11 protein-coding genes and 1 pseudogene are annotated in these 11,991 nt (G+C 58.3%); 9 read left to right on the forward strand and 3 right to left on the reverse strand.

Translation table 11 applies throughout. The annotated features are described in order from the left end of the window. Positions 1-36: 36 nt before the first annotated feature. The 6 genes from AC0L7P_RS20665 to AC0L7P_RS20690 all read left to right on the forward strand — a co-directional run bounded on the left by AC0L7P_RS20665 (position 37) and on the right by AC0L7P_RS20690 (position 5,108). A complete protein-coding gene (locus AC0L7P_RS20665) occupies positions 37-1,308 on the forward strand; it encodes an ABC transporter substrate-binding protein (RefSeq protein ID WP_473436003.1) in 1,272 nt (423 codons plus the stop codon). Between the two features lie 65 nt (positions 1,309-1,373). Further along, positions 1,374-2,306, forward strand: coding sequence for a carbohydrate ABC transporter permease (locus AC0L7P_RS20670; protein ID WP_473436004.1), 933 nt, complete (start codon positions 1,374-1,376; stop codon positions 2,304-2,306). Positions 2,307-2,848: 542 nt separating this feature from the next. Continuing rightward, positions 2,849-3,208 carry an ABC transporter permease subunit gene (locus tag AC0L7P_RS20675; RefSeq protein WP_473436005.1) on the forward strand — a complete coding sequence of 120 codons (360 nt, stop codon included), beginning with the start codon at positions 2,849-2,851 and terminating at the stop codon, positions 3,206-3,208. A gap of 82 nt (positions 3,209-3,290) precedes the next feature. Continuing rightward, positions 3,291-3,959, forward strand: coding sequence for a GntR family transcriptional regulator (locus tag AC0L7P_RS20680; protein ID WP_473436006.1), 669 nt, complete (start codon positions 3,291-3,293; stop codon positions 3,957-3,959). Between the two features lie 79 nt (positions 3,960-4,038). Further along, positions 4,039-4,650 carry an aldo/keto reductase gene (locus tag AC0L7P_RS20685; RefSeq protein WP_473436007.1) on the forward strand — a complete coding sequence of 204 codons (612 nt, stop codon included), beginning with the start codon at positions 4,039-4,041 and terminating at the stop codon, positions 4,648-4,650. Positions 4,651-4,673: 23 nt separating this feature from the next. Further along, on the forward strand, positions 4,674-5,108 hold the full coding sequence (locus AC0L7P_RS20690) for an aldo/keto reductase (protein ID WP_473436008.1): 435 nt from the start codon (positions 4,674-4,676) through the stop codon (positions 5,106-5,108). 36 nt (positions 5,109-5,144) lie between these two features. Here the strand turns inward: AC0L7P_RS20690 and AC0L7P_RS20695 are convergent. From AC0L7P_RS20695 to AC0L7P_RS20705, 3 genes and pseudogenes are all read right to left on the reverse strand, one after another. After that, a pseudogene (locus AC0L7P_RS20695) lies at positions 5,145-6,517 on the reverse strand (aminotransferase). 49 nt (positions 6,518-6,566) lie between these two features. Continuing rightward, a complete protein-coding gene (locus tag AC0L7P_RS20700; protein WP_473436009.1) occupies positions 6,567-8,051 on the reverse strand; it encodes an NAD-dependent succinate-semialdehyde dehydrogenase in 1,485 nt (494 codons plus the stop codon). A 136-nt stretch (positions 8,052-8,187) separates the two neighbouring features. Then, positions 8,188-8,670 carry an Lrp/AsnC family transcriptional regulator gene (locus tag AC0L7P_RS20705; protein ID WP_473436235.1) on the reverse strand — a complete coding sequence of 161 codons (483 nt, stop codon included), beginning with the start codon at positions 8,668-8,670 and terminating at the stop codon, positions 8,188-8,190. A 73-nt stretch (positions 8,671-8,743) separates the two neighbouring features. On the opposite strand from AC0L7P_RS20705, the gene ehuR reads away from it, so the two are divergent. The 3 genes from ehuR to AC0L7P_RS20720 all read left to right on the forward strand — a co-directional run bounded on the left by ehuR (position 8,744) and on the right by AC0L7P_RS20720 (position 11,991). After that, a complete protein-coding gene (gene ehuR, locus AC0L7P_RS20710; protein ID WP_473436010.1) occupies positions 8,744-10,102 on the forward strand; it encodes a MocR-like ectoine utilization transcription factor EhuR in 1,359 nt (452 codons plus the stop codon). 170 nt (positions 10,103-10,272) lie between these two features. Next, positions 10,273-11,292 (forward strand): TRAP transporter substrate-binding protein DctP, encoded by a 1,020-nt coding sequence (dctP, locus tag AC0L7P_RS20715; protein WP_473436011.1) that lies wholly within the window; start codon positions 10,273-10,275, stop codon positions 11,290-11,292. A gap of 96 nt (positions 11,293-11,388) precedes the next feature. Continuing rightward, positions 11,389-11,991 (forward strand): TRAP transporter small permease, encoded by a 603-nt coding sequence (locus AC0L7P_RS20720; RefSeq protein ID WP_473436236.1) that lies wholly within the window; start codon positions 11,389-11,391, stop codon positions 11,989-11,991.

The raw sequence follows: 11,991 nt of genomic DNA on the forward strand, positions 1-11,991 counted from the left end.
CGGTCGTTGATCGGTGACAATTCCAGGGAGGACAGAATGAAACAACGAACAGGAACCGCACTCGGATGTGTGGGCGCATTGTCGATGTCGCTCATTGCATCGGCAGCACAGGCCCAGACCAAGATGGTGGTCTGGACCGACACCGCGCGCATTGCAACATTCGAGGCATACGACAAGGCGCACCCCGACGTTGAGCTGGAAATGCTGACCGTCGACAAAGACGAACTGGTGACCAAGCTGCAATTGGCAATGCGCGCCAAGGCAGAGGTGCCGGACGTTATTTTCATGTCGTCGTCCAACCAGCCTGCACAGCTTTCCACGCGTCGCACCAACTATCTGACCGATCTGAGCGATGTTGTTCCACAGGAGATTTTCGACGGGTTTCTGCCAAACGCAAATTCCCTGTGCCAACTCAACGGCAAGGTTCTGTGCCTGCGAAATGATGTCGCCCATATTGTCGTATGGTATGATAAACCGCTGTTGGAAAAGCTGGGTGCCGACATCCCCGAAACATGGGAGGACTTCGAACAGCTTGGCGCCAAACTGGCCGAGGGCGGCGAGGGGTATTTCCTTGGCTCCGGGGTTCAGCCGGATATTGTCATTGCCATGCTGGCCGCGTCGGGATGCGACGTTGCAATCCCGGTGGAAGGCAAGACCGATACGCTCCGGATCAACCTGACATCCGAGGCTTGCATGCGCATGGCCGGATTGATCGACCGGATGATGGCGAACGGCAGCCTTTTGAAATTCGGCACATCGGAACCCGGCCTGGTCACCGAGGCCGTAGCGGGCAAACTGGTCATGAGCCTCGGCCCGACCTGGTTTGGCGAATACGTCATGAAGCCGAACTACAAGATTCCCGAGGGCCATCTGTCGGCGGCGCTGCCTCTGCGCTGGTCCGATCAGGACGAACCCGTCACCTGGAGCTGGGGCGGCGGCAACTATGGCTATTGGCAGGGCACCGAACACCCCGAGATCGCAGCCGATATCGTGACATGGGCGGCAACAGAAACGACGCACCTTGCCAACGCGGTGACGATGCCCGCATTCGAGGCCGCATCCGTTGTCTGGGGCGAGCGGGTCAACAATGACCCGTATTATGCGACTGACGATGTGTATGACACGATGCAGGCGGCCTCCAAATATTCGAGCCCGGATTTCGCATCTCTCGGGTTTGACATGCGGGCGGCCTTTGGCAAAACGATCAGCGCCTCGTTGTCCACGAACGGCAAACTTGCCGATCTTCTGCCCGCCTATGAGCAGGAACTGAAAAACGCCGCCAAACTGGCGGGTTACCAGGTAGAGTAACCAAAACCCCGGGCGCGCCATGCAGGTGCGCCCGGACACCATGCCACCAGTTCGAGGACGTGAGGGTGACCCAGATCAACACTGCCGACGCGGCCATTGCCCGCACAGCCCGAGAGAAAAAGCGCCGGCGCCAGCAGCGTCGTGGTGCGATTGCCTCGTATCTTTTCGTTTTGCCGTATCTTTGCCTTTTGATGATGTTTGGCGTGATTCCGGTCTTCTATGCCTTTGGCATGAGCTTTTTCGATTCGATCGAAGGCGTATTCTGGGGGCTTACGAACTATGGCATGGCGCTGGACGATTACCGGCTGTCACAAAGTATCGTGAACGTCTGTGCCTATGTTGCCCTCTGGGTGACTGGCACCATCGTTGCGGTCACCGGTCTTTCTCTGATGCTCGACATCCTCAAACGGGGGCCGGCCACCATATTGCGCACCGTGTTCTTTCTGCCGGGCGCGATTACATCCTCGGCGATCGTTGTCTTGTGGCTGTTTCTTGTTGATCCGATGGTCAGCCCGTTTCAGTCTGTCTTTCATCTCTTTGGCTGGGACGCCCGGCAAAACGTCGTGAATGGTCTGGGCATGGCAAGCCTGTTTGCGATCATGACGTTCTTTGCCCATTCCGGCGGCTGGATCATCGTTCTTGGTGGATCACTGTCAAGCCTGTCGCGCGAGGTCATGGAGGCATCGCGCGTGGACGGCGCCAACCTGTGGCAACAGGCGGCCTATGTGAAACTGCCGATGATCTGGAAAACCATATCACTTATGGGCATTCTCACCTTTGCCGGCGGCTTGCAGATCTTTGTCGAGCCACAGCTTATGGGGATGGCGGGCCCGCAGTATTCGCGCGCGGACTGGTCGATCAACCAACTGGCGTTTCAATATGCGTTCAGCATGGGTGATTTCGGTGTTTCAGCGGCGCTGAGCATGATGCTGATCGCGGTTTCGGTCACGATCGCACTGATCCTGATCTTCGCCACCAAGTTCTACCAGGTCAAATAGCAGGGGAGCTTGATCAAAATGAGCAAAAATCAGAAAAAGCAGTTCAGCGTCGGCCGGTTCGCCGTCTATGGGTTCCTTGGCTTCGCAGTCATTTTCTATGGCGTGCCACTTCTCTGGCTCTTTGTTGCTGGCACGAGATCGCAGATATCGCTGTTCACGGACAACGTGTTCACGATCGGGTCATGGGCACAGACGATCGAGACGTGGCACGATCTGACGTCCTATAACGACTTTCAGATCATCAACTGGGCAAAGAACTCGGTCATCTATTCGGTCGGTGGTGTTGGCCTGTCCCTGCTGACGGCCATTCCGGCGGGCTATGCTCTTGCAACCTCAGAGTTTCCGGGCCGGAAATTCATTCTGATCCTCACGCTCATCGCGATGATCACACCCAGTCAGGCGATTGTGCTGCCAATCTTTCTGGAACTGCTGGCGATTGGCCTGAACAACACCTATCTCGGGCTGATCCTGGCAACGAGCTTTTCCCCTTCGGGATCTACCTGTCATATGTCTTCTTTTCCAGCTCGCTGCCAAAAGGGGTCATGGATTCGGCGCGTGTGGACGGTTGCAATCGTTTCCAACTGTTCATCCATATCGCACTGCCTTTGGCCACGCCGATCATCGCGCTGGTTGCGTTCTTCAGTTTTCTCGCAAACTGGAGCAATTACTTTCTGGCCTTCGTTCTGTTGTCGAGTGAGAAGCTCTTTAACCTGCCGCTTGGCCTGACGGCGTTGATCAATTCGTCGGGTGCACTGGAAAATCAGGCCGCAAACGATATACCCATCAGGATGCCCGAGGCCATTCAGGCGGCTATCGTCGTGGTTGCGCCGGTTTTGATCGTGTTCCTGATCGCACAGCGGTTTGTTCGCACGGGAATGCTTGCCGGTGCCGAAAAAGGCTAGGATATGGGTATGATGCCGGAATATTTTGACCACACCGAAAACGCAGGCCAAGGTTCTGCCCCCCACCAAGGAGCGTCACAAAATGATGGAAAGCGAAGCGCCTGCTGACGATGCCCTGGGAGCGACGACTTATGCGCGGGTCCACAAGGCGCTTTTGGCTGATATCGTAAGTGGTCATTTTGCCCCCGGGGCGCGGCTCAAGATTGCCGATCTGTGCAAACGCTATGGTCTCAGCCCGATGCCAATCCGCGAGGCATTACAGCAGCTTCAGGGCGAAGGGCTTGTGGTGATGTTGCCCCACAAGGGCGCAAGTGTCCGGGCGCTTGATCACAGGTTTCTGTCCGATATCTATGAAATCCGGGTGGCGCTCTGCGTTATATACTATCGCGATGCCGTCGCCGTTGCTGACCCTGCTTTTGAAGAACTGCTAACGCGAACCCAAACCCGGTTCGATGAGGCGATGGAGCAGGGAAACGTGGAACGCTGCAATGAATGCAACCGGAGCTTTCACTTCGAGATCGAATCTCGCTGCTTGAACCGCGAGGCTGTCCGCGCGGGGAAAAGATATACGCACCTCACCGGATCGCTGCGTGATTTGTTCGGCTTCAAGATTGATCGGCTGCGCACGATTTCGCAGGAACACTGGGCCATCGTTGCAGCCATCAAAGCCCGCGATACGGAAGCGGCAATCATTGCCGGTCAGGCCCATATCAAAAACGCGCAAGCCAGTATGAAACAGAATTTTGACTGACCGCCCCGCAGGCCGCCAAAGCAAGGCCAACCCATTGCGCCGTTTCAATCTGCATCAATGACAGGGCCGGAGATATGCCATGAACCCGTCAGACAAATCTGGGAATGTGTCGCCCCCCAAGGCCATTGCCCAGCGTAGGCTTGGCCAAACCAATCTGAGGCTGTCTGCTCTCGGTTTTGGTGCTGCCCCACTGGGTGGGTTGTTTCAAGCCAGCAGCACGGATGCGGCACGAAAGGCAATTCGCGCCGCGATCAATGGCGGGATCACCCATTTTGATGTCGCCCCCAGTTACGGTTTCGGGTTGGCCGAAAAACGTCTGGGCATGGGGCTGCGCAGTGAATGCCCGCCCGATCTGACACCCGTTGTTTCAACCAAGGTCGGCCGGCTTCTTGGGGAAGGCGGGGCAGAGCCCGCATCGCAAAACTGGCCCGAAGCCAGCGGCCGCACGACGATATATGATGCCAGCCGCGACGGGATCATGCGGTCGGTCGAGGAAAGCCTTGAACGAACCGGCCTGAGCAAGCTGGACATCCTGTTTCTGCATGACCCTGACAAATATGCGACCGATGGCCCGGCTTTGGATGCGCTGTTGTCCCAAGCCTACAGTGTGATGGACGACCTGCGGCAACAGGGGTTGATCACCGCCATTGGCATTGGCGTCAATTCACCAGCCCCTGCGCCAGGGCGCTGAAAATCGGGGCGTGGGATTGTTTCATGTTGGCGGGGTCTTATTCGGCGTTGTCGCAGGGCGATAACGGTCTTTTGGATGCATGTGCCGGGCAGGGCGTTTCTGTCATCATCGCCGCGCCTTTCCTGTCGGGTGTCCTTGCGGGGGGCGATCATTGGCGCTACGGGCCTGTCCCGGATGACATTCGCCTTCGCGTGCAAGAACTGACGGCACTTTGCCATCACTATGAAGTCGCGGTTCAAGCTGCGGCGTTGCAGTTTCCGCTTTTTCACCCGGCAGTCTGCAATGTCGTGGCGGGCATGCGCTCGGCCGACGAAGTGACACAGAACCTCGCCAGTCTGGAGGCCGAAATTCCGGTCGACTTCTGGCAGGCGCTTTATGTCAACGCATTCATTTCCGAACGGCATTTTGCCCATGTCATGGCTGACCCGGACCGGGGCCGGGGTGATCCGCCGGCATGACACCCCTGAAAGGGCCCCATGCCGGCGCGCCGCAGATCAGGCCTTGAGAACAGTGTTCAGGCCATCAACCGTTGCGGCGATGATCGTATCGGCCTCTTCGCGGGTCAGGCAGAACGGCGGGGCATAGCCGATAATATCACCCTGGGGCATGGCCCGCGCGATCACGCCCCGTTTCGCCATTTCGCCAGAAACCGCCGGGCCGATCTTGCGCGAGGGATCGAAAAACTGCCGTCCGTCACGGTTTTCCACCAACTCGACGGCACAAAGCATACCTTCCCCGCGCACTTCGCCGACATTGGGATGGTCGCCAACCGCGGCCTGCATCTGGGTGTTGAGATAGGCCCCGACATCGCGGGCATTTTCGATCAGGTTCAGATCATCAATCAGCTTGAGGTTGGCAACCCCGGCCGCCGCACCGATCGGGTGGGCGGAATAGGTCCAGCCGTGGCCAATGGGGCCGTTTTCATCGGTGCCCTGTTCCAGAACCTTCCACATCTTGTCACCCACGATCGACCCCGACAGCGGCGCATAGGCCGAGGTCAGACCCTTGGCGATGGTGATCAGATCGGGGCGCATGCCATAGTGATCGGACCCGAACATGGTGCCAAGGCGGCCAAACCCGGTTACCACCTCATCGACAACCAGCAGGATATCGTGTTTGTCCAGCACCTTCTGGATAGCTGGCCAATAGCCGGGGGCGGGGGCACGATGCCGCCGGTGCCCAGAACCGGCTCTCCGATAAAGGCGGCGATCGTGTCGGCCCCTTCGCGTTCGATCAGCGCCTCAAGCTCGGCTACCAGATGATCGGTGAATTGTTCCGGCGTCAGATCTTCGTTGTCGCGGCGATAGTAATAGGGCGCGTCGGTGTGAATCACATAGGGCAACGGCAGGTCGAATTTGCGGTGAAACCCCTCAAGCCCGGTCAGCGAGCCGGTCATCAGGCCCGACCCGTGATAGCCACGCCAGCGGCTGATGATCTTTTTCTTTTCCGGGCGGCCCAGGATGTTGTTGTAATACCAGATCAGCTTGATGTTGGTTTCATTGGCATCCGAACCGGATTGTCCGAAATACACCTTGCTCATGCCTTTGGGGGTGCGGTCGAGGATCATCTTTGACAGGGTGATCGAGGCTTCGGTGCCGTGCCCGACATAGGCGTGGTAATAGGCCAGCTCGTGCGCCTGCGCGGCAATCGCCTCGGCGATTTCACTGCGGCCATAGCCGACGTTGACGCAATACAGCCCGGCAAAGGCATCAAGCGAGCTGTTGCCGTCGCGGTCGGTGATATGACAGCCCTTTGCCGTTTTGATAACACGGCTTGGGCTGTCGCCGCGCGCGTGTTGGGCAAGGTGGGTGGAGGGGTGAAAGAAATTCTCGCGGTCCCATTGGTCCAGCATATCATTCTTCAGCATGGTCTTTCCTTCTCTCTGGCGGCAGGGCCGCCGTTTCTTCGATCGTTATTCAGGCCCAGTCACGGCAAAGATATTTGACCTCGGTAAAGGCTTCCATCCCAAGGCGCGACCCCTCGCGCCCAAGGCCGGATTGTTTCATGCCCCCAAATGGGATCGGCGCGCCGGTCACTTTGGTGCGGTTCACCGCGACCATGCCAAACCGCAAACTGCGGCTGGCACGATAAATGCGGCGCGGATCCTGGGTGTGCAGATAGGCCACAAGCCCGTATTCCGTTTCATTGGCGCGGCTGATCGCCTCTGCTTCGGTGTCAAACGCGGCGATGGCGGCAACGGGGCCGAAGGTTTCTTCGTGCATGATTTTAGCATCAGCCGGAACATCTGCCAAAACCGTGGGCTGAAAGAAAAGCAGCCCGTTGGCGTCACGCCCGCCGCCACAGAGCAGGGTCGCGCCCCGTTCCAGCGCATCGGCAACGTGTTCTTCCTGCTTGGCAACGGCACGTTCGTTCATCAGCGGGCCGATATCCGGGTCATCCGCGCCGGGGCCAATTGTCAGGGCCTTGGTGGCCTCGGCAAAGCGGGCGCAGAAGGCATCATAAACACCCCGGGCCACAAAGAAACGGTTGGCGCCCAGACAATCCTGCCCTGAGGTGGCGAATTTGGCCTTGATCGCCTCATTTACTGCGCGGTCTATATCCGCATCGCCGAACACCAGGAACGGGGCATGGCCGCCAAGTTCAAGCACCAGCCGTTTGATCGTATCGGCGCTTTGCGCATAAAGCAGACGCCCGATTTCGGTGGACCCGGTAAAAGAAACCGCCCGCACCCGGGAATCTTCCATCCAGGCGCCGACCACTTCGGGCGCGTTGCCCGTGACGACGTTGAAAACGCCCGCAGGAAATCCGGCCCGTTCCGCCAGTTCGGCCAGCGCCAGAGCAGAGCAGGGCGTTTCGGATGAGGGATGCGCAACAACGGTGCACCCGGCGGCCAGTGCCGCCCCGGCCTTGCGGGTCAGCATGGCGGCGGGAAAGTTCCAGGGTGTGATCAGCGCGGCCACGCCCACGGGTTCGCGCCAGACCTCGACCTCGGCATCGGGAAGATGCGACGTGACCCCTTCGATGTTGGGGCGCCGCGCTTCTTCGGCATAAAACTCAAGAAACGCTGCGGCATAGTCGATTTCGCCACGGGCCTCTGAAATGGGTTTGCCCTGTTCGGCGGTCATGATGCGGGCCAGATCCTCGCGGTGTTCGATCATCAGCTCGAACCAGCGGCGCAACACCGCCGACCGTTCCTGTGGCAACAGGGCGGCCCATTCAGGCCAGGCATCATGTGCGGCATCGACGGCGCGGCGGCTGTCAGCGGCGTCGAGCCGGGCAATATCGGCCAGAGTGGCGCCCGTAGCCGGGTCGGTGACCGTAAGGGTGGCATTGTCGGCCCCCGCGACCCAGGCACCCCCGACATAGGCAAAGCTGCGCGCCAGCTCAGCCTGCCCCAGCACGGGCAGGCCGGTTGCGGCGGGCGTGTTCAAAGTGTTCATTTTGGGTGTCCTCCGTCATCTGTTGGCAGCTTCGTGCCGAAGAATACCGTCAACATGGCGCAGGAACGCCGGAATTCGCCGGAATTTTCAGGTGGTTCTGCGCCAAACCCGGCGGATAATCGGGGAATCTGCCCGCTTAATCCGCAATGCCGGAATGCAAAAGCGCAAAGGGCGGCGGCGTGGATTTGACCGATTTTGTCACCACATAGGTGAAATACCGGGCAAGCCCGACCCGTTCGCCAAGCAGGGCATCTATCAACCGCTGATAGCTGTCGATGTCGCGCGTGATGACCTGAAGCAGGTAATCATACCCGCCCCCAAGCGCCCAACATCCGGTGATTTCGTCATACCGGGTGATCGCCGCTTCGAATTGCTGGAACGCCGCCGCATTGTGGCTGCTGAGTTCGGCCAGAACAAACACCGTGACATGGGGGGCCAACCGGCGCAGCGCAACGTCGGCGCTGTAGCCGGCAACAAGCCCCGCATCTTCCAGCCGCGTGAGCCGGTCACCGCAGGCGCTGGCGCCAAGATTGACCCGCTCCGCAAGCGCGGCTTTTGAAATGCGGCCCTCGGCGGACAGCACTTGCAGGATCGCGATATCTCGTTTGTCGACTTTCAGAAAGCTCATGGAACACTGATGCGCAGGGTCCGCAGGCTTGTCAATTGTATTGATTTTGGTCAGGATATAAATCATGACAAAATGGCCGCCAGACCCCGACTCTTTGAAACGCCCCGCCTATCGTTCGCTGATCCAGACGGTAGAATCCGCCATCCAGAACGGTCTGTTGAAACCGGGTGACCGCCTGCCGACGCAGCGCCAGCTTGCCTTTGATCTGAACCTCAGTGTGCAGACCGTAAGCCGCGCCTACGACAAACTGATCGAAGCAGGAAGGATCGTGGGTGTCGTGGGGCGGGGGACGTTCGTTCGGGATTCGCCCAATGATGTGACGATGCCATTTGTGAACCGCAAGACATCGCGCGAATTGTTGGATATGTCGATTCTCAGGCCGGTGATCGACCATGCCCACGAAGACGCGCTTCAGGCGGCATTGCGCGCGATTGCGGCCGCGATACCCCGTTCGGTTCTGGACTCGATTCGCCCCATGCACCGGCACGAACCAAATCCGGTTCCGGTCAAAAGGTGGCTTGCGCAATGCGGGCTGGTGCATCTGGATGATACCGTCGTGATCCCGACCAACGGCAGCACGAGCGCGATGACGGCGGCGCTGATGACGGCAACGCAACCCGGCGATCTCGTGGTCAGCGAAAATATCGGCCATCACACCCTGCGCCCTTTGGCGCGTTTTCTGGGGTTGCAGTTGCAAGGCACCAACGTTGATGAAGGCGGCATTTGCCCACAGGCGTTAGAGGATCTTTGTCGCACGGAAAGCGTGAAAGCCCTGTATATCATGCCAAGCGGGCTGAATCCGCTTGCGTTCAACATGACAGAGGCGCGGCGCGGCGCGGTGGTGGATGTTGCGCGCCGCTATGATCTTCAGATCATCGAAAACCATGCCTGGGGTCCGTTGCAGGACGCGCCACCACCACCGATCGCAGCCCTCGCGCCCGAAAGGACACTGTATTTCACCAGCCTGACCAAATGCCTCATGCCGGGGCTGCGGGTGGGGTATCTGGCGGTGCCGGCGCATCTGGGATCGGCGGCGCTGAACCGGCATCTTGTGACCAACTGGATGGCCACCGGGTTGATGACAGAAATTGCCGAACGCTGGCTTGGTGATGGTACGGCCGAAAAACTGCTGCTTCGTCAACGGCTGGCACTGGGGGACCGGCAGGATTATGCGCTGCAAATTCTGGATGGGCTGGATTTCCGCGCCAGCCCGAATGGCCTGCATATCTGGATCGGATGTCGCGACGCCCAGGACGAACACGCCTTGGTTGAATCCCTGCGCGATGAGAGCGTTGCCGTCGCGCCGGGAGCAAGCTTTTCCATTGGGCCGCACCATCTTCATACCGGAATTCGGGTCGCGCTGGGGGGCAATCCTTTCCGGATTTCGCCCGTGGGTTGCAGATCATCAGGCAGGTCGCCCTAAGCCTGTAACCTTCGATAGCGTCGATTTGAAAACGTCACATTGTCATGGTTCAATAATCGCATTGACATGATTGCCCTGCTTTTCAATGATCGCCCAATCAGGACAATCCATGTGCTGCCAATCTCTTTGGCCTGCGCGATGGATGAAACGCCTAACGAAAAGGAAAAGTTATGACCGTTTATAAAAATGTTCTGGCGGGGGGTATTCTTTCCGCTGCCACGTCCATTATGGCCGTAAATGCCGTTCATGCCGACACATGGCGCTATGCCTTCGAAGAGGCGATGGACGAAATTCAGGGTAAATTCGCCCAGAAATTCAAGGAAGAGGTCGAGGCCAATTCCGATCACGAAATTCAGTTGTTTCCCTATGGGACACTCGGCGAATCGGCCGACATCATGGAGCAGGCACAGGCGGGGATTCTTCAGTTTGTTGACCAGTCGCCCGGTTTCACCGGCGCGCTGATCCCCGAAGCGCAAGTTTTCTTCGTGCCTTACCTGCTGCCCCAGGACGACGAGGAATTGTTCGATTTCTTCCGCACGTCCAAGGCGATCCACGAAATGTTCCCCGAGCTTTATGCAAAGCAGGGGCTGGAATTGCTGACCATGTTCCCCGAAGGCGACGTGGCCATCACCACCCAGGAGCCGCTGAAATCGCCGGCCGATTTCAACGAGGTCAAGGTGCGGGTGATGACCAACCCGTTGCTGGTCGAAAGCTACAAGGCCTTTGGTGCGACCCCGACGCCGCTGCCCTGGGGCGAAGTCTATGGCGCGCTTCAGACCGGGATCATTCAGGGGCAGGAAAATCCGACGTTCTATATCCTGTCCAACAAGCTCTATGAGGTCAGCGAATACATGACCTATATTGGCCACAACAATTTCACGACCGCCGTGATGGCCAATCAGGATTTCTATGCCGACCTTGGCGACGACGACAAGGCAATGATCGGCGATGCGATCGACGCCGCCTTTGAATATATCCTGCAATACCAGCAGGGCCAGACCGAAGAGGCAATCAAGGGCATCATGGAAGCCAAGCCCAGCTATACGGTCACGACCCTGTCCGAGGAAGAGCGTCAGCCGTTCAAGGATGCGGCGGGTCAGGTCGAAGATGCCTTTATCGGAATGACCGGTGACAGTGGCAAAAAGCTCCTGGATCAGTTCAAGGCGGATCTCGACGCCGTCAAGAAGTAACACCATTTTCAGCCCCCGGCATGGGTTTGCCGGGGGCTGTCATTCAACCATTGTGACGGGATTTCGCAGGTGACAGACGAAAAGCACGGCTCGCAACTGCAATCGCAGACCGACACCACAGGAACGGATGACGCGCCGCTCGAACCCTATGAATCGAGCCTGCCGGGGTTTCTTGGCACCATCGACACCGCAATCAGCCGCATCGAATCCCTGATGCTTGCCGTGGGTGTGTTGCTGATGGCGCTGAATACCATCGCCAATGTTATCGGGCGGTTTGTTTTTCAGAATTCGATCTTCTTCTCGGAAGAATTGAACCGTATTCTCATCATTCTCATCACATTTGCCGGAATTTCCTATGCGGCCCGTCAGGGGCGGCATATCCGCATGTCGGCGATTTTCGACGCGCTTCCGCCCAGTCTTCGCAAACCATTGATGATCGTCATTTCGCTGGTCACGGCGGTTTTCATGCTGGGGCTAGCCTGGTATTCTCTGCAATATATCCTGACGCAGGCCGGACGCGGGCGGGTGTTGCCATCACTTCAGATTCCGGTCTGGATCACGCTTGTCTGGGTGCCTGTCGGGTTTTTCATGACCGGGCTGCAATATCTTCTGACGGCGATCAAGAACATGATCGAAAAGGACATCTATCTTTCGACCAATGTTCTCGAAGGTTACGACGACAACGAGCTGGAGATCTGA

It is taken from the genome of Oceaniglobus sp. K40-3, from assembly GCF_055808395.1.